We start from the raw sequence: 17910 nt of genomic DNA on the forward strand, positions 1-17910 counted from the left end.
GACCGGTCAGACCCTGGACCAGGGTGCCGGAAAGAGCACCTCGCCGCGGGGCGGAGGCCCCTCCTCGCTGGTGGACGGCGGCAGCACCAGCGCCTGCCAGGGCTCACCGAGACCGGCCCACGGACCGGTCAGGCCCAACTCACTCGCCGGGCCGAACCCGAACCGGCGATAGAAGGCCGGGTCACCGAGCACGACGACGAGCCGCTCGCCCAACTCGGTGGAGGCGTCCAGAGCGGCCTGCACGACCGCCGTGCCGTGCCCGACACGCTGCCGGTGCGGCGCGACCGCGACCGGGCCGAGTGCCAGGACGGGCACGTCCGAGCCCCACTCCGGCCGCAGACGCACCCGGGTGAGCAGTGCGTAACCGACCACCTCACCGCCGTACTCGGCGACCATGGCCAGCTGCGGCAACCAGGCGGTGGTGCCGCGCAACTCGTCGACCAGGCTGACCTCCGGCGGCGTCGCCACGTCCGGGCGGGCGAAGGCCGCGGCCAGCACACGGCGGACCGGGCCGGCGTCGGCCGGGTCCTCGGGGCGTAGCCGCAGCGTGGTCACCCGCGCGACGTTACCCCTCAGCGCCGGTCCATCCGTGACGGTCGCTCGATTCGGCGTGGCGCACGTGTACGAACACCGATCCGATCCTGCGGTTGCCCGGGTAGCAAACGCCGCGACGGGGTATGACTGATCCATGACGCCCGTACGCTCCCTCGCCCGTGCCATGTTGAGCGGCATCTTCGTGGTCAGCGGGTATCGAAACCTCCGCAACCCCGGCCGGCTCACCGTGGCTGCCAAACCGGTGACCGACAAGGTCGCGCCGTTGCTGAAGAAGGCGCACCCGAGCTTCCCCACCGACACCGAGACGATGATCCGGCTCAACGCGGCGGTGCAGGTCAGCGCCGGTCTGATGCTGGCCAGCGGGCGGTTCAGCCGACCTGCGGCGCTGGTCCTCGCCGGCACGCTGGTGCCGGTGACCATCGCCGGGCATCCCTTCTGGAACAACGACGACCCAACCACCAAGAACAACAACCAGATTCACGTTCTGAAGAACCTCGGGCTCTTCGGCGGCCTGCTGCTCGCCGCGGCCGACACCGGCGGCAAGCCGGGTCTGCGGTGGCGGACCGGTCATCGCATCGGCCACTCTCGACGTTCCGTGCAACGCGCCGTCCGTACCGCCCGACGCGAGGCCCGGATCGCCGTCCGGTCGGCGTCCACCGCACGTCGACTCCCCGGCTGACCTGCGTCGATGCGTCTTTGTCTCACCCCCACCCCCGCTAAGGCCACGAATTACCTGAACCACCCGGTAGGCGTTAACGCGGTGGAAATGTCAAAAACATGTGTGGGATCGGACACGGTCGCATAACGCGGGAGGCACTGACGTGAGGCGCCGTTCTAGGCTCCGTGCAGGACCTGGACGGGTAGGACGACCTTGGTACGGGGGTGGCCACGCCATGCCGACGGCTGTCGGTAGACGGGCGGACCGCCTCGCCCCAATCCAACGTGTGACACGCGGGATCGACCGCGTGACGCGCGGGATCGATCGCAGGAACGTCGTACGGGGCGCCATAGTGGCCGCCGTCGCCTATGCCGCATGGCTCGCCATCGGCACCTTCGGGCGGCCGTACAACTTCTTCGACATGAAGATCTACCACGGTGCCGTGGTGTGGTGGGCGAGCGGTCACGAGCTCTACGAGTTCATCGCGCCCGGAACCACACTCGGGTTCACCTACCCACCCTTCGCCGGGCTGGTCATGCTGCCGATGGCGCAGCTCCCGATCGGCGCGGCCGGCATGGTCAACGCCGCCGCCAGCATCGCCGCGTTGGCGCTGGTGCTCGCCGGGCTGCTCCGACCCATCGTGGACCGGCTGGGGTGGCCGCTGTGGTTCACGGTGGCTGTGGCGGTGCCGCTCGCGGTCGCCATCGAGCCGGGCCGGGAGACACTCGGCTACGGCCAGGTCAACATCCTGCTGTTCGCCTTGATCATGGCCGACCTGATCGGTCTTCGGTGGCGCTCCCGCCGAGGCACCCACTACGCCGCGTCCGACGGCCCGCTGCTGCGCTTCGTCTACGGCGGAGCCTGGGCCGGTGCCGGTATCGGCCTGGCCACCGCGGTCAAGCTCACCCCGGCGCTCTTCATCGCCTACCTGCTGATCACCCGTCAGTGGCGGGTGGCGGCCACCGCCATCGGCACCACGATCGGTGTGACGGTGGGGAGCTTCGCGATCGTCGGTGACGAGTCGCGGACGTACTTCGGCAGCGTGCTCTGGCAGACCGAACGGGTTGGCGCGGCGGACATGACGCCCAACCAGTCCCTCGCCGGCCTGCTCGCCCGGCTGTACGACTCGATCGAGACCCCCGGACTGCTCTGGTTCGCCTTCTCGGTGTTGATCCTGGCGCTGGGCCTGTCCCGGGCGGCCAGTTCCCGCGCCGACGGCGACGAGCTGACCGCGTTCACGCTGGTTGGTCTCACCGCGAACGTGATCAGCCCGATCTCCTGGACGCACCACCTGGTCTGGGTCATCCCGGCGATCATCGTGCTGGCCGACGCCGCCGTACGCCGCCGCGAGGCGAGTCGGAGCATGCCGCAGCGCACCGGCCAGAATCCGGTGTTCGGCGGACTGCCCGGGGTCAACGGGCTCCGCCCGCCGATCTGGTACCCGACGCTGACCGGGCTCCGCCACGGCGTCGCCGCGATCGGGCTCTATCTGCTCTTCCTGATCTCTCCGATCTGGCCGTACGAACACCAACTGCCGGAGATGTCGCACTACCAGGACGGCCTCTTCGGCGCGCTGATGGAGAACTCGCTCGCGATCGCGCTGATCGTGCTGGTCGCCGCGCTGCCGTGGCGTCCGGGTGCGGAGCCAGCGTTCTACGGCGACCGACTCGCCAGGGCCGTGGTGGTCAACGGCCACCGCTGAGCGGTCAGGGGCAGTTGACCCACTCCTCGGTGCCGTCGGTGAAGACCTGCCGCTTCCAGATCGGCAGTCGCGCCTTGACCTCGTCGACCAGCCGGGCACAGGCCGCGAAGGCCGCCGCCCGGTGCGCGGTGCTCACCGCGGCGACCAGCGCCACGTCACCGATCGCCAGGGAGCCGACGCGGTGCGAGACCGCCACCGCGTACACGTCAGGTTCCGCGGCGATCTCGGCGGCCACCTCGCGCAGCACCTGCGCGGCGCTCGGGTGACCCTCGTACTCCAGGCTCGTGACCTGGCGGCCGTGGTCATGGTCGCGGACCACGCCCTGGAAGGACACCACGGCCCCGGCCCGGCGGTCGGCGACCGCCGCCTCGTGCGCGGCAAGGTCGAGCGGCTGGTCGGTGACCTCGCCGAAGGTGATCGTTGGTGCGGTCACGACGCACGCTCCCCGGGAAACAACGGCAGTGGCACGATCGGCACCCGGTCGCCCGGCTCGCCGCTGGTGCCGGGTCGGATGACGGCGAACCCGTCCGCGCCGGCCAGGCCACGCAGCATCGCCGACCCGACGTGCCGGACCGGGGACGCGGTGCCGGCCGCCCGGTCCAGTCGGACCAACGCCAGGTGGGTGTGGTCACCGCGGCCGGGCACCGCCTCGGCCAACGTGGCCTGCGGCAGCACCGGCATCGTGCGACCCTGGAGGCCGGCGAGCAGCGGGGCCACCAGCGACACCAGCGCGACGATGGCGGACTGCGGGTTGCCCGGCAGCCCCGCCACGAACCGGGCTCGCCCGTCGTGGCCGGTCAGCCGGGCCAGCAGCATCGGGAACCCCGGGCGAACCGCCACCGTGTTGACCACATAGTCGGCGCCGAGCGCCTCCAGGGTCGGGTGCAGGTGGTCGACCGGGCCGTTCATCGTGCCGCCGGTGGTGCAGACCAGATCTGCGTTGGCCAACGCCGAACGCAGGGCCGCCACGTGCGCGGGCAGCGTGTCGGCCACCGGGCCGACCACGTCGGACGGGCGGACCTGGCAGCCGTAGCGCCGCAGCCACGCCGGCACCGAAGGACCCAACGCGTCGCGGACGCGCCCGGCCGCGGGCGGACCCGCCGTCAACAACTCGTCGCCGAAGACCAGCAGCGCGGCGCGCAGCGCCCGTCGGACCCGCAGCGTGTCGTGCCCGCAGGCGGCAGCCAGGCCGATCACCGCCGGGTCGACCGGCGTGCCGGCCGGCAACAGCTCCTCATCGGCGTACGCCTCCTCGCCGGGCTCCCGCCACTCGGGCGTCTCCCGGGGAACGCCGCTGACCAGGCCGTCGGCGCTCGTCGACTCTTCCACCCGCAGCACGGCGGTCGCGCCCTCGGGCACCATGGCACCGGTCGCGATCTCGACGGTGGTGTCGTCCTCGGTCAGCGGCGCGGGGGTGCTGCCGGCCAGGACCCGGCCGATGACGCGCCACGGGCCACGGCCGCGCACCGCCCAGCCATCCACGCTGGAGGTCGGGAACGCAGGCAGGTCGGTGCGGGTCGTCAACGGCTCGGCCAGGGTCGACCCGTCGGTGTCGACGAGTGGTCGGACGACGGCGGGCAGCGCGGCGGCCAGACCGACGGCGTAGACCCGCGACCGTGCTTCCGCCCAGCCGGCCGGCGGCGGTGCGGTGACCCGATCCGCGGTGGGTGCGGTTTCCGTGCTCACCGACCGAGCCTATCGGCACGGACCGACACTCGCCCCAGCCTGGCGTGCACCGGTCAGTGGTCGCCGCCGCGTAGTTGGTCGACGGTGTGCCCGAGGATCGGCCGGAGAACGGCCAGGCCGTCGCGGGCACCACCGGTCGAGCCGGGCAGGTTGACCACCAGCATCCGGCCGGCGACACCGGCCAGACCCCGCGACAGCACCGAGGTGGGCACCCGGTCACGGCTGTGTGCGCGGATCGCCTCGGCGATGCCGGGGATCTCGTAGTCCAGCAGGCGCCGAGTCACGTCCGGCGTCAGATCCGTCGGGGTCACCCCGGTGCCACCGCTGGTGAGCACCACGTCGACACCGTCGGCGCGGGCGGCCCGCAACGCGTCGCCGACCGGCTCACCGTCGGGCACCACCACCGGATCGTCGACCTGACAGCCCAGCTCGCGCAGGCCGGCGACGAGCAGCGGCCCACTGGTGTCGGCGTAGACACCGGCCGCGGCCCGATTGGAGGCGACGATCACCCGGCCCCGGATCACGGCCGGTCCTCCGGACGGACCCACTCACCGGTCTTGCCGCCCTCCTTGCGCAGCACCCGGACCGCCTCCACCGAGGCTGCCGGGTCGACCGCCTTGACCATGTCGATCAGGGCGAGACCGGCGACGGCGACCGCCGTGAGGGCTTCCATCTCCACCCCCGTCCGGTCCGCCGTGCGGGCCGTGGCAGTGATCTCCACGGTGTCGGCGGTCAGCCGTAAGTCGACGGTGACCCCGTGCAGGGCGATCGGGTGGCAGAGCGGGATCAGGTCCGGAGTGCGCTTGGCCCCCATGATCCCGGCCAGCCGCCCGACGGCCAACGCGTCACCCTTGGGCAACCCGTCGCGGTGCAGCAGGTCGATGACCTCGGGGGTGGTGCGCAAGCGGCCGGCAGCGACGGCGAGCCGCCCCGTCACCGCCTTGGCGGAGACGTCGACCATGCGGGCCGCGCCGGCGCGGTCGACGTGGCTGAGCTGCGCGGGTTCGGTCACAGTCGTGAGCCTATCGCTGCGGTACGACGGCGGCCGGAAGGAGCGGCGTCACGCTGACCGCACCGGGTGCTGACGGCACAACGGCCCGGACGCCGCTCCTCCCTCACCAACCCGCCGCCGAGGTCGCTGGGGGACCTGGCAGCGGGCGCGTGTCGACGACCCGGTTCTGCCCAGAGGCAGAACCTCCCCCGTTCGCCGATACGTCGCGAAGGCTATCGGGCCGGGCGATAAGAAATCGATAAGTGCCGTTCGGGCTGGTCAACGCCTCGCACTCACGGCCCGTTCCGACAACTCGGCGAGGCGGCGTTCGGTCTCGAAGCGCTCCGGCACGCCCATCCGTCGGAAGATCGCCAAGGCACGCTCCCAGTGCCGTCGGGCCTCGGTTGGGTCCGCGCGGACGAAGTGTTCGGCAAGCCCGGCCAGCGCTCGACCCTGCTCGTGTGGGTGCGCGATCCGCGTGGCCAACCGCAACGCCTCCTGGTGCACCTCGAACGCCTCGCCACTGCGCCCCTGCGCCAGCAGGGTGCGCCCGAGTTCGTTCAGCGCAGCCGCCTCGACGTGTCGCTCGCCCGAACCGATGGACAGCTTCCGGGCCACCTCGTGTTCCCGCTGGGCCTCCACCAGACGGCCCAGACCGCGATAGGCGATCCCGAGGTCGTTGCGCACCTCGGCCTCGGCATACCGGTGGCCGGTGCGATCGCGTAGCGCCAACGAGGCCAGGAGAATGCGGATCGCCTGCGGAAGGTCGCCCATCCGGAGACGTACGGCGCCGATGTGGCTGAGCGCGTTGAGCGTGTGGAACTCGTCGGAGTTCGTCCGGGCCCAGGCCAGATGCAGGCGGTGTATCCGCAACGCCTCCTCGTAACGCCCCAGAGCGGTCAGCGCCAGCCCCAGATTCGGCAGCAGGATGGACCCGCCAACGTTTCCGTACACCTTGTAATCGCGCAGACACTCGAAGCCGAGCTTTACCGACTCGGACAGGTGACCGCTCCACCAGTAGACGGCGGCGAGGTTTGCGCGGTACCGGGCCGGGTTCAATACATCCCGCGAGTTGCGGGAGAGTTCGACCGAGCGTGTCAGGTGGTCGAGCGCCCCCTGCTTGTTCCCTGTACGGACGTAGGCGGATGCCAGGTAGTTGTTCATCAGCGCGAGCGCCTCGATGTCCCCGGCAGCCTCCGCCGCCTCGAGCCCATGACGGTGGGTCAGGATGATGTCCTCGAAGTAGCCCCGGATGTAGCAGAAGCGCCAGAGAGCGCGGGCCAATTGCCAGCAGTGCCGGTAGAACCCCGACTCGCGGGCCGACAACACCATCGTCACCAGGTCCATCCGCTCGGCCTCCAACCATTCAGCGGTCGGCTCCCCGATGGCCTCGACGAGTTCGAGCTGTCCAGACGGAGTGTGCGTCACCTGGGATCTGATGACGCCCGGCTCCAGCAGATCGGCGACCTTCAGGACAACCTCCAGCGTGAAGTCGAGCAGGCGAGCCAGCCCGGCCTTTCGGTTGCTCGCGGAGTCGGTACGCGAACACAGTTCGATGGAGTACTGCCGCATGAGGTCGTGCAGTCGATATCGCGTCGAGTCCAGGTCCTCCACCAAGTTCCTGTCCACGAGGTCGTCGAGCGCCGCGTGAGCTTCCGCGATCGTCAGACCGGTCAGCGCAGCGACTGCCGGCGCGCTGAAGCGGCTACCGGGATACAGACCCAGGAATCGAAAGACGCGCTTGGTCGAACTCGGAAGAGGCTCGTAGGAAGCGGCGAAGGCCCCAGTGACAGTGCTCTGCTCCTGGGCCAGATGGTGCAACACCGGAGCATCGCCAGCCATCTGCTCGGCCAGGTCCGCCAACCGCCAGCCGCGCCGGTGCGCCAGCCGCGCACCGGCCAGCCGGATCGCCAGTGGGAGATATCCGCACCGACGCACCACCTCGGCGGCCGCCTCCGACTCGGCCTCAACCCTGTCCCGACCGACGCTCAGGCTGAGCAGATCCACGCCCTCCTGTGGGTTCAGGAGCGGCAGCGTCTGCGAGGGCCCGACATCCGGGTGGGACAGACGCCGCCGCGAGGTAACCAGCACGACGGTGGTCGGCTCGGCCGGAAGCAAGGGCATGATCTGCTCGCTACTCGCCGCGTTGTCGAGCACTACCACTGACCTCCGGCGGGCCAGTTCCTGTCGCCACAACTCCACCCTGTCGTCGAACTCCACCGGTACACGGCCAGCCGGGACACCGAGCTGTCGAAGCAGGGTGAACAGGGCACTCGCCGGCTCCACACGGTTCTTCTCGCCGTGCCCGCACAGGTCGATGAAGAGCGCGCCGTCCGGGTATCGATCGGACAACCGGCGGGCCAGGTGCACGGCGAGGGTCGTCTTGCCGCTACCTGCCATGCCATCGATGATGTGTACGGCCGGCACCCGCTCCTCGACCCGCCGGGTCTCCGCCAGCAGCCGCAACACCACATCCTCCCTGCCGACGAAGTCGGTGACCGCTCGGGGAAGGTGATCCACCGGATCGTGCCGATCCGCTTCCTTCGATGCCGCGCCGACCGGCACACCCGCCTCGACCGCTACCGAGCGCGCCCGGCCAACTCCCGCAACCTGCACGGTGCCCCGCCCTGAACCTGGGCGCGACATCGCCGTGATGATGCAGCGGCGCAACTCCTCAAGGTTGTGCCCGGGGCCCACACCCAACTCAGTGGTCAGAGTTGTTCGGATCTCGTCGTACACCGCCAGCGCCTCCGCGTTGTTCCCGCACTCGTGCAGGGCCCGCATGAGGAGGACGTAGGTCGGCTCGCGGAGAGGATGGCGGACAACCACTTCACGCAACAGCGGGATCGCCAGGTCGTCTCGGCCCGATCTCAGTTGGACGTCGGCGAGAAGCTCCACGGTCAACAGCCGCTCCTCCTCGGCGGCGGTAGTCCGGGAGGTAAGGACGGGCCCGAGCGGGACACCGGCGAGCATCGGTCCCCGCCACCGAGCCAGGGCACGCCCCAGCAGCTCGCGGGCATCGTCCAAGTGGCCACCCGTCAGCGCTTCCCGACCCGCGTTCCGTTCCAGCTCGAAGCGAAAGACGTCGACCCGTTCCGGGTCGACGGCGAGTCGATAGCCGTTCCGTTGACGCTCGATGGCGCCACGACCGGCCGGGTAAGCCTCGAAAGCCCGGCGCAGATTGGCAGCATAGGTCCGCACATTAGCTACGGCCGATCGCGGTGGGCGATCGGCCCATAACTCATCGACGAGGTCATCCACTGTCACCAGTCGTCCGGCCTGAACCGTGAGCATCGCGAAGATCGCCTGCTGTTTGGGTGTACCGAGACGCAGCGCACGGGCAGGCAGTTGTACCGAAAGGCCGCCCAGAACCTGAATCTCCACCCGCCCCCGCCAGCCGTGTCAGGTATTCAGCCGATCACGCAACGAAGTCTACGACTCCCGTGGGGTGGCGTACCGCTCACGGGCGACACGAACGACCGCTGGCTGCCCACGAGCGACGCAAGGAGCTGCGCGAATGCCAATCCGGGAGTGCACGATGTCGGCGACAAGTTGCATCGCCGCCTCCCGAAACGCGATTATCCACCCGCCGTCGTCGCCACCACCCCCTGGCGAGGTTGGCACCATTACCTGCCCGCCTGGACACCCTGGCCGCGCCAACTCTGCCCTTGCCGCCCTTACACCCGACCAAACTCCGGATGAGGCAACTCCCGAAGAGCCCTCAGACTCAAGGAATAACGCGACCCATAACTCCGTCAGATACCGTCCGGAGTTGCAAGGTGCCACTTGAATCCAGCGCCGGCAAGCTTCGACCGCACTCCGTTCAGCATCGATGGACAGAACGTGATAAAAGGGCCTCAACTTGACTAATGTTGCGCATACCGACATTTATTTCTTCTAAGCGGTCGATCCTCCTCTTAAGCTGCCTTTCGAAGGAAGAGCTCCCCCTGGGGCAGGTCTTCGAATTGGCTCAGCAGAGGAGGCACCGCGATGCGCGGCAGCGAGTGGAACTGAAAGTTGACAGGGGCCGTGTACGAGCCCGAGCGATAGGCTACGAGCACGGCGGAGGCAGTCCTTCGGGAGTGGTATGACCCTTCCTCAGCGACGAGAGATTGAGACCGAACGACAGCTACGGCTGCTCGTCGGTCTCGTCGTCGTTGTAGCGGCAGTCATCACGGCCACCTCACTACCGGTCGCAGCGCGCACCGCGATGACCACCACACCGAGCAACGCCGCGATCCTCGTCGTGCTCACCGTCACGATCGCCCTGGGAACCCTGGTCAAAGCGAGAGTGCGGATCCGGTCCACCACCCACTCGATCAGCTGGACCGAGGCCGCGATCATCATCGGCCTCGCCATCGCTCCAACTCACTCGGTAGTGCTCTGCACCGCAGTAGGCATCACGTTCGCCTCGCTCCGCCTGCCACCAATCAAGCTGGCATTCAGCGTCGGAAAAAACGTCATCGTGGCCTGGGGCGCCGGCCTCACCTTGGCGATGACAGCCTGGACCTGGCCACCCGAGAGCACAGTTGCCCTGATCGTGCCGGTAGCTCTCTCCTACCTGGTTGCGGCACTGCTGGACGATCTACTGGCCATCCCGGTCATCGCGCTCGCGTCCAGGACCAAGATTTCAAAGCAGTTCCAGACCAACCTCGACCTTCGACTCGCCGGATTCGCCGTACGGTTCGTGGTGGCGGTCTGCACACTGCTGATCCTCGACGCGAACCTCAAACTCGTGTTGACCGTCCCACCACTCGTGTTCAGCCTGCACCTGGCCTACTCCACGAGAATCCGATCCCGCACCGAGCAGCAGGCGTGGCAGCGCCTGGCCCGCACCACCGACGCGCTCAACGTGGTCGAGTTGGACAACGTCCTCACCACCGCCGTCACCCAGGCCGCCGAGTTGTTCTCCGCCGACGAGGTCGAGATCGAGCTGCGCGACGGCGGCCGCACCGTACGCGGCGGCACTGGCGGCATCACCTTCGACGGTCCGACCGGCACGCCCACCGACGTGGACGGCACCGTCGTCCCCGCCCCGCTGGAGGGCCACGACCGGACCGTCGATGTCGGCATGCTTCGACTGCGCTTCCGGGGCCCGGTGCGGCTGTCCGAGCGGGAGCAGTACACCCTGCGCACCTTCGCCTCCGCGCTCTGCACGGCTGTCCGCAACGCCCAGGCGTACGCCGAGCTGGCCCGGGTCGCCGACGAGCACGCGTACGCGGCCTCGCACGACGCGCTGACCGGCCTGGCCAACCGCCGACACCTCCTCGACGAGGGCACCGAGCAGTTGAGCATCCGGCACGCCGACGGGGTGACCGCGCTGGTGCTGATCGACCTCAACCATTTCAAGGAGGTCAACGACACGCTCGGGCACGCCGCCGGCGACCAGGTGCTGGTGCAGGTGGCCGACCGGCTGCGGGGCGCGGCCCAGGCGACCGACCTGGTGGCCCGCCTCGGGGGTGACGAGTTCGCCGTACTCCTGCGCGGTCTGCCGGCCCCGGCGGTGGCCGCGCACCGGGCCGAGACGCTGCTCGCCGCCCTGCACGAGCCGTTCGAGCTGGACGGCATGCGGATCAGCGTCGAGGCCAGCGGCGGGATCTCCATCGCCCCGTCCAGCGGCGGCATGGCCGAGCTGCTGCGCCGCGCCGACGTGGCCATGTACCAGGCGAAGCGGGCCGGCCAGCGGATCTCCACGTACGCCCCGACCCGGGACACCGCGGACCTCGGTCGCCTCACCCTCGGCGGCGACCTGCCGCGCGCCGTCGCCGACCACGAGTTCGTCGTCAACTTCCAACCGATCGTCGACCTGGGCAGCGGTGCGGTGACCAGCGCCGAGGCGCTGGCCCGCTGGCACCACCCCACCCACGGCATGATCGACCCGCTGCGGTTCCTCGAGGCGGTGGAACGCTCGGGCCTGCTCCCGGCCTTCGCCGAGGCGATCCTCGACCAGGCGCTGATCGCGGCGGCGAGTTGGCGCGACGCCGGCTTCGACGTACCGGTCGCGGTCAACGTGTCCCCCCGCAGCCTGCTCGACGCGCGGTTCCCGGGCTCGGTGCTGGCCCGGCTCCGCGCCCACGACCTACCACCGGACCGACTGGTCCTGGAGCTGACCGAGACGCTGACCCTCAGCCAACTCGACGTCGTCGACCGGGTGCTCAGCCGGTTGCGCGACGAGGGGGTCCGGTTGGCGTTGGACGACTTCGGCACCGGTTACTCCTCCCTCTCCCTGCTCTCCCGGATCCCGGTACACGAGCTGAAGATCGACCGGAGCTTCGTGACGACCATGGAGAGTTCGGCGGAGGCCGCCGCGGTCATCCGTTCCACCCTCGATCTGGGCCGCAGCCTCAACCTGGACGTGGTGGCCGAGGGGGTGGAGAGCGAACCGCAACGGCGGGCCCTGTGGGAGTTGGGCTGCATCGCCGGCCAGGGGCACCTGTTCGCCCGGCCGATGCCGTCCGGCACCCTGCTCGCGGCGATGCAGCGCGGCTCGGGCGGCCGACCCGGCACCCTGGCCGCGCCGTTGCACGACGCCGGGGCGGTGATCCGGTTGAACCAGAACCGCCGCCAGGCCGGCCGCTCCGGCACCGACCGACTCCCGCACCTGCCCGCCTGAGCAACCAACGGCCCGCCGCACGAGCAGCCCGGTCTGCCAGACTGTCGCCCGTGATCGTCGACGACCCGACCGCCCGCCGCCGTCGCTGGCACTGGCGGACGCTCGACAACGCCGCCGGCGGACTCGCCCTCGACCTGGGCCTCTACGCCGTCTCGGCCATCTTCGCCGCGATCACCGCGGTCACGTCGACCCTGCTGCCGCACCGCGCCTGGGGCGCCGTCGCCGCCATCGGCTACCTGCTCGCGACGCTGGCGGTGATCATCCAGCTCCTGCTACGTCGACGCTCGCCGAGCTCCCGGCTGAGCGGTCTGCCAGCCCGCTGGACGGTCACCGGCCTCGCCTGGGCGGGCACCGCACTGCTGCCCCTGGTCTGGCAGAGCATCGACCGGGCCGGCGGGCGCACCGACCGGGCCCAGGAGGAGGTGCTGGTTGTTGAGCAGGCCGGCAACCGGCTCCTGGAACACGGCACGCCGTACCTCGGACCCGACGCCATCGCCGCCCTGCCGCCGGGCGAGCAACTGATGGGCTACACCCCATACCAGCCCGGCATGGCGATGTTCGGCCTGCCCAGAGCGCTCGTCGACAGCTGGTGGACCGACTCGCGGGTCTGGTTCGCGGTGGGCACCGCGCTGGCGCTCGCCCTGGCCGTCGCCGCCCTCCGGCGCACGCCAGCCACCGCCAGCCAGGTCACCTCCGCCGCGAACCAGCGGCGGGACGCCGCCCTGCTGCGCGGCGTGCAGGCCGCCACCGTCCTGCCGATCTGTGCCCTCACCCTCGCCACCGGCGGCGACGACCTACCCGTACTCGCGCTCTGCCTGCTGGCCCTCGCCTTCGCCGCCGCCGAGCGACCCGGCCGAGCCGGCCTCGCGGTCGGGCTCGCCGGCGCGCTGAAGCTGTTCGCCTGGCCGGTCGCCCTGGTCCTGATCGTCTGGGGTCTGACCCGGCGCGCCGGCACCCGGGTCGCCGCCGGCGCGATCGGCCTGCCCATCGCCGCACTACTGCCGGCGCTGCTGGTGGACCGCGACGCCCTCACCGAGAACGTCCTCCGCTTCCCCCTCGGGCACGGGCTGGTCACCAGCCCCGCGCAGTCCCCGTTCCCCGGTTACCTGATCGCCAGCGCGCTGCCCGCCGGCCGGCTGATCGCCGCCGCCCTGCTGGTCGCGGCCGGAGCGGCCATCGCCGTCCAGCTCGTCCGCCGCCCGCCCCGCACCGCCGTCGCCACCGCGCTCATCTGTGGGTACGGGCTGCTCGCCGCGATCGCACTGATGCCCTCGACCCGCTTCGGCTACCTGCTGTATCCGCTGGCCCTGCTCACCTGGGCGCCCGCGCTGCACCGCGCAGTCGACGCGCCGCCGACCACCCAGGTCCCCGGCGGGCGGTCCGGTCGGACCACTTCGGCGTAACTGCCCAGCGGAACGGCGCGTCAGGGCGTAGACCTGAAGACATGACGACGTACCGTGACCGGGCCGACGCGGGCCGGGTGCTCTCCGAACGACTCACCGCACTCATCGGCGAACCAGACGTCGTCGTCCTCGGCCTCGTCCGTGGCGGCGTCCCGGTTGCCCGGGTCGTCGCCGAACGGCTCGGCGCACCACTGGACGTGCTGGTCGTCCGAAAGCTCGGCATGCCGTGGGCCCGTGAGGTCGCCTTCGGCGCACTCGGACCGGGCGGGGTCCAGGTGCTCAACGACGCGGTGGCCAGCCGACTCAGCAACGACGACATCGCCGAGGTCAGCCGTCGGGAGCAGGCCGAACTGGAACGCCGGGAACGGCTCTACCGGGGCGGCCGCGCACAGCTGGACCTCACCGGACGGACCGCCGTGATCGTCGACGACGGTCTCGCCACCGGCGCGACCGCCCGCGCCGCCGTCGAGGTCGCCCGCCAACTCGGAGCACACCGGGTCGTGATCGCGGTTCCGGTCGGCGCGCAGGAGGCGTACGAACTGCTCGCCGCCGAGGCCGACCAGGTGATCTGCGCCCAGCGCCCGGCCGACTTCGGCGCCGTGAGCGTCTACTACGACGACTTCCACGAGGTGTCCGACGAAGAAGTCACCGAGGCGCTCACAGCAACTGCTTAGGTCCACCGGGTACCGTCGGGAGATGAGCCTCACCTGTCCCAAGTGTCACGGAGAAATGCGCCAGTACGAGCGCAGCGGCGTCGTCATCGACCAGTGCGGGGAGTGCCGAGGCATCTTCCTGGACCGGGGCGAGCTGGAGAAGCTGTTCGAGGCGGAGGCCAACTGGAGCCGCCAGCAGGCCGGCGGTGCGCCGGCGCAGCCCGCCCACCAGCCGGGCGGCTACCCGCCCCCGCCGCCGCCCCCGCCACACCAGCCCGGTTACGGCGCCGTCCCGCCGCCGCCCCCGCCCGCGCACGGCTACCCGCCGCAGCCGGCCTACGGCCACCAGCAGCAGCACCACGGCTACCACGGGCACTACCGGCAGAAGAAGCGCAAGGGCTTCCTCGACGAGATGTTCGGCTGAGCCCTGCCGACCTCCCGCCCGGGTCGATCCACGCGTCGGCCCGGGCACATCACCCGCGGCATTGATCGTTGGTGGGTGCGGCGGTTCATGCGAGGCTGAGTCGCATGACCGCGATCCGACCGGAGGAGGCGCTGGCCCAGGCGTACGACGGGATCACCGCGGTGGTCGGTGGCCTGGACGACGCCGGCCTGCAACGAGCCACCCGGTGCCGGGGCTGGCTGATCGCTGATCTGCTCCTGCACGTGCTCGGCGACGCCCAGCGGGCCCTCGTCGCCCTGGCCAGCCCCGTAGACGGCCCCGCCGACGTCGACGACGTGAGCTACTGGCGTGACTTTCCCGGCAACGACGACGAGGCTGCCCGGCACGCCTGGTGGGTCCGCCGATCGGCTGCCGCCTTCGACCGCCCGACCGGGATCGTCCAACTCTGGCGGGACACCGCCCCGGCGGCGGTCCGCGCCGCCGGGTCAGCCGACCCCCAGGGGTACGTGACCACTCAGGGGCACGTGCTGCGCGTACTGGATTTTCTCGCCACCCTGGCCACCGAGGCCGTCATCCACCACCTGGACCTGACGCTCGAACTGCCCGACGCGCCGCCACCCGGCCCACTGGCGGTACGCGTCGCCGTGGCCACCATGGATGGCCTGCTCAGCGACGACGCCGTTCGCCCCACGGCGTGGACCGACCATGACTACCTGCTGAAGGCCACCGGGCGCGTCCCACTGACCGACCGGGACCGGCTGGAGCTGGGCGAGTCGGCGGGTTGGTTTCCACTGCTCGGCTGAGCCGCCGCCGTTCCTGCTGAGCAGAAACAAGAATCAGCCGGAGGAATGCTCAGCCATCTAGAATCTTCTTCGCGATCTCTGCTTTCCGCGCCAACGCGACCTCCGCTTCCGCGTACAGCAAAGCCACGATCCTTTCCGCAGGACCGCACGTTGTTCCGATCGTGTAGATCGTTTTGTGTGGGCGGACAGACAGGCCGTCGATATCATTCCTCTGAAGAAACGCCGCGAACGAATCGAGTAGCCGCTTGCTGCCCACAAGCCTGAATTGGGAGAACGTCGATTGACTAGGACTCGGTCGCCGGTACTTACCGATTGAGCCATCACCATCGACGACACCGCGCCAAAAGTCGCGTGATTCAGTCAACCGGTCGCTGAGCGCGCCTTCGTACCTGCCCAGAGCCATCAAGCGCTCCGCAAGGCGATTCGAGCGGACCGAAAACTGACACGACCCATGCGTGGGGCTTGGTGCGGAGATGCTACTGGTCGAACCCAGGAAGGTACGCAGCAAGACGAGGTGCTCGCGGTCCCGCTGGGCAAGCCCTACGGAGATCTGCGGGAGATGGCCCGCCCGGTACGTCACGCATCCGTCGGCGAAGAGAAACCCTAGCCAGTAGCATGCTTCCGACGTCAGCAGGTCGAACGCGTCGTGTCGAAGCGTGTGAACAGTCTTCCGAAGGACGACGCCACGGCGGATCAGTAGTCCACGCATCCCTGGTTCGGTGAAACCGAAGTTCTTTGCCACCTCAGTGACAGACAAGCCTTCGGCGTATTGCCTCACCGCCTCTGAACGCTCCGATTCGGTCAACTTTGCCCTCGACCGAGCTGGTACGCCTCGTCTTCGCAGCAGACCACGCACAGCCTGCCTGCTGACGCCATACGAGCTCGCAATTCGAGTCAGACTCTCACCCGTCTGCGCACGTTCAACAACCGCCGCGATTTGCTCCGTCGACAGACGAGAAGCAGTATCCCTCATCCAATAGCCATGTCGACGAATCTCGACAGATGCAATTGAGCCGCAACGGTCACGGTATCGGTGGGACCATTCCGATGCTTAGCAATTATAAAATCCGCCTCCCCGGCTCGCGGCGACTCCTTGTCGTAGTAGTCGTCGCGGTGCAAAAGTATGACAACGTCGGCATCTTGCTCAATTGAGCCAGATTCACGCAAATCGGACAGCTGCGGTCGCTTGTCGGTGCGCTGCTCGGGACCACGGTTCAGCTGACTCACCGCGATGACCGGGCACTCGACCTCCTTGGCCAGCAGCTTCAGGCCACGGGACAGGTCGGCGACCTCCTGCTGGCGGCTCTCGGTGCGCTTTGGCGAGGTCATCAGCTGGAGATAGTCGACCACGATCATCTTGAGGTCGTGCCGCTGCTTGAGCCGCCGCGCCTTCGCCCGGATCTCCATCAAGTTCATGCTCGGCGTGTCGTCGACGAAGAGCGGTGCCTCGCTGATCTCGCCCATGCAGCGGGCCAGCTTGGTCCAGTCGTCGTCGGAGAGCTGACCGCTGCGTAGCACGTGCAGCGGCACCCGCGCCTCGGCGGAGAGCAGCCGCATGACGATCTCGACCTTGCTCATTTCCAGCGAGAAGATGGCGGCCGCCTGGTTGGCACGGATAGCCGCATTTCGGGCAAAGTCCATGCTAGCGGTCGATTTTCCGAGACCCGGCCTGCCGGCCACGATAATTAGTTGCCCCGCGTGCAGACCGTTGAGCAGTCGGTCCAGGTCGCTGAAGCCGGTGGGCACGCCGGTCATCACGCCGCCCTGCGCGCCCACCGCCTCGATCTCGTCCAGCGTCGGCTGCAACATGTCGGCCAGGACCGCGAAGTCCTCGCTGACCCGCCGTTCGGTGACGTCGTAGACGGCCTGCTGGGCGAGGTCGACGACGTCGTCCACGTCGCGGCTCCCGCCGCTGGCGGTGCCGTAGCCCAACTGCACGATCTTGGTGCCGGCCTCGACGAGCCGGCGCAGCACCGCCCGCTCGCTGACGATGCGGGCGTAGTACGCCGCGTTCGCGGCGGTGGGCACGCTGGCGATGAGGGTGTGCAGGTAGGGCGCGCCACCGATGCGGGCCAGATCGCCGGAATCGGTCAGGGCCGCGGCCACCGTGATCGGGTCGGCTGGCTCGCCCCGCCCGTAGATGTCCAGGATGATGTCGAAGATGGTGGCGTGCACCGGCCGATAGAAGTCGTTGGTCTTGAGGATCTCGACGACGTCGGCGATGGCGTCCTTGGAGAGCAGCATGCCGCCGAGGACGCACTGCTCGGCGGCCACGTCCTGCGGCGGAGTCTTGTCGAACTGGCCGTCCCGCTGCGCAGGTGGCTGGCCTCCGCCGGAGCGTGGCTCTGCCCGCATGTCGTCGGTGACCGACACGGGTCCCCCCTCCACTGCGCCGGATCCAGTCCCAGCTTTACCGCTGGGGTCTGACACTTCCGTTCGACCG

15 protein-coding genes are annotated in these 17910 nt (G+C 69.7%); 7 read left to right on the forward strand and 8 right to left on the reverse strand.

Annotation, left to right across the window (positions count from 1 at the left end):
- Nucleotides 1-6: 6 nt before the first annotated feature.
- Complete coding sequence (locus ACIBF8_RS14495; protein WP_396783269.1) at nt 7-555, reverse strand: GNAT family N-acetyltransferase; 549 nt, start codon at nt 553-555, stop codon at nt 7-9.
- A 133-nt stretch (nt 556-688) separates the two neighbouring features.
- Between ACIBF8_RS14495 and ACIBF8_RS14500 the strand changes: the two genes are divergently transcribed.
- Both ACIBF8_RS14500 and ACIBF8_RS14505 read left to right on the forward strand, forming a co-directional pair.
- Entirely contained in the window at nt 689-1234 is a 546-nt protein-coding gene (locus tag ACIBF8_RS14500; RefSeq protein ID WP_396783271.1) for a DoxX family protein, read from the forward strand.
- A 214-nt stretch (nt 1235-1448) separates the two neighbouring features.
- Complete coding sequence (locus ACIBF8_RS14505) at nt 1449-2915, forward strand: glycosyltransferase 87 family protein (protein ID WP_396783272.1); 1467 nt, start codon at nt 1449-1451, stop codon at nt 2913-2915.
- Nucleotides 2916-2919: 4 nt separating this feature from the next.
- Here the strand turns inward: ACIBF8_RS14505 and ACIBF8_RS14510 are convergent, their stop codons facing one another.
- From ACIBF8_RS14510 to ACIBF8_RS14530, 5 genes are all read right to left on the reverse strand, one after another.
- The gene (locus tag ACIBF8_RS14510) at nt 2920-3348 is read right to left on the reverse strand and encodes a molybdenum cofactor biosynthesis protein MoaE (protein WP_396783273.1); all 429 of its coding nucleotides are present in this window, start codon (nt 3346-3348) and stop codon (nt 2920-2922) included.
- On the reverse strand, nt 3345-4601 hold the full coding sequence (locus ACIBF8_RS14515; RefSeq protein WP_396783274.1) for a molybdopterin molybdotransferase MoeA: 1257 nt from the start codon (nt 4599-4601) through the stop codon (nt 3345-3347). Before ACIBF8_RS14515 ends, ACIBF8_RS14510 begins: the two co-directional genes overlap by 4 nt.
- A 53-nt stretch (nt 4602-4654) precedes the next feature.
- Entirely contained in the window at nt 4655-5125 is a 471-nt protein-coding gene (locus tag ACIBF8_RS14520; protein ID WP_396783275.1) for a molybdenum cofactor biosynthesis protein B, read from the reverse strand.
- Nucleotides 5122-5613 carry a cyclic pyranopterin monophosphate synthase MoaC gene (moaC, locus tag ACIBF8_RS14525; protein WP_099856846.1) on the reverse strand — a complete coding sequence of 164 codons (492 nt, stop codon included), beginning with the start codon at nt 5611-5613 and terminating at the stop codon, nt 5122-5124. Before moaC ends, ACIBF8_RS14520 begins: the two co-directional genes overlap by 4 nt.
- A 258-nt stretch (nt 5614-5871) precedes the next feature.
- Nucleotides 5872-8976, reverse strand: coding sequence for an AfsR/SARP family transcriptional regulator (locus tag ACIBF8_RS14530; RefSeq protein ID WP_396783276.1), 3105 nt, complete (start codon nt 8974-8976; stop codon nt 5872-5874).
- 703 nt (nt 8977-9679) lie between these two features.
- Here ACIBF8_RS14530 and ACIBF8_RS14535 point away from each other — a divergent pair.
- The 5 genes from ACIBF8_RS14535 (at nt 9680) to ACIBF8_RS14555 (ending at nt 15467) form a co-directional block, all read left to right on the forward strand.
- Entirely contained in the window at nt 9680-12205 is a 2526-nt protein-coding gene (locus ACIBF8_RS14535) for a putative bifunctional diguanylate cyclase/phosphodiesterase (protein WP_396783277.1), read from the forward strand.
- A gap of 50 nt (nt 12206-12255) precedes the next feature.
- Nucleotides 12256-13608 (forward strand): glycosyltransferase 87 family protein, encoded by a 1353-nt coding sequence (locus ACIBF8_RS14540; RefSeq protein ID WP_396783279.1) that lies wholly within the window; start codon nt 12256-12258, stop codon nt 13606-13608.
- A gap of 41 nt (nt 13609-13649) precedes the next feature.
- The gene (locus tag ACIBF8_RS14545) at nt 13650-14282 is read left to right on the forward strand and encodes a phosphoribosyltransferase (RefSeq protein ID WP_396783280.1); all 633 of its coding nucleotides are present in this window, start codon (nt 13650-13652) and stop codon (nt 14280-14282) included.
- 22 nt (nt 14283-14304) lie between these two features.
- Nucleotides 14305-14685, forward strand: coding sequence for a zf-TFIIB domain-containing protein (locus ACIBF8_RS14550; RefSeq protein WP_396783281.1), 381 nt, complete (start codon nt 14305-14307; stop codon nt 14683-14685).
- Between the two features lie 104 nt (nt 14686-14789).
- On the forward strand, nt 14790-15467 hold the full coding sequence (locus ACIBF8_RS14555; protein WP_396783283.1) for a maleylpyruvate isomerase N-terminal domain-containing protein: 678 nt from the start codon (nt 14790-14792) through the stop codon (nt 15465-15467).
- Nucleotides 15468-15516: 49 nt separating this feature from the next.
- On the opposite strand, the gene ACIBF8_RS14560 is transcribed toward ACIBF8_RS14555, so the two are convergent.
- Nucleotides 15517-16272 (reverse strand): hypothetical protein, encoded by a 756-nt coding sequence (locus ACIBF8_RS14560; protein ID WP_396783285.1) that lies wholly within the window; start codon nt 16270-16272, stop codon nt 15517-15519.
- A gap of 164 nt (nt 16273-16436) precedes the next feature.
- Nucleotides 16437-17840 (reverse strand): replicative DNA helicase, encoded by a 1404-nt coding sequence (gene dnaB, locus ACIBF8_RS14565; protein WP_396783756.1) that lies wholly within the window; start codon nt 17838-17840, stop codon nt 16437-16439.
- Between the last annotated feature and the right edge of the window lie 70 nt (nt 17841-17910).

The organism is Micromonospora sp. NPDC050276 (assembly GCF_044459545.1).
GTDB lineage: Bacteria > Actinomycetota > Actinomycetes > Mycobacteriales > Micromonosporaceae > Micromonospora.

Bases quoted from the DNA above. Each gene is read 5' to 3' on its own strand.
- ACIBF8_RS14535 (WP_396783277.1), top strand. From the start codon at position 9,680: ATGACCCTTCCTCAGCGACGAGAGATTGAGACCGAACGACAGCTACGG.
- ACIBF8_RS14545 (WP_396783280.1), top strand. From the start codon at position 13,650: ATGACGACGTACCGTGACCGGGCCGACGCGGGCCGGGTGCTCTCCGAA.
- ACIBF8_RS14500 (WP_396783271.1), top strand. From the start codon at position 689: ATGACGCCCGTACGCTCCCTCGCCCGTGCCATGTTGAGCGGCATCTTC.
- ACIBF8_RS14555 (WP_396783283.1), top strand. From the start codon at position 14,790: ATGACCGCGATCCGACCGGAGGAGGCGCTGGCCCAGGCGTACGACGGG.
- ACIBF8_RS14550 (WP_396783281.1), top strand. From the start codon at position 14,305: ATGAGCCTCACCTGTCCCAAGTGTCACGGAGAAATGCGCCAGTACGAG.
- ACIBF8_RS14505 (WP_396783272.1), top strand. From the start codon at position 1,449: ATGCCGACGGCTGTCGGTAGACGGGCGGACCGCCTCGCCCCAATCCAA.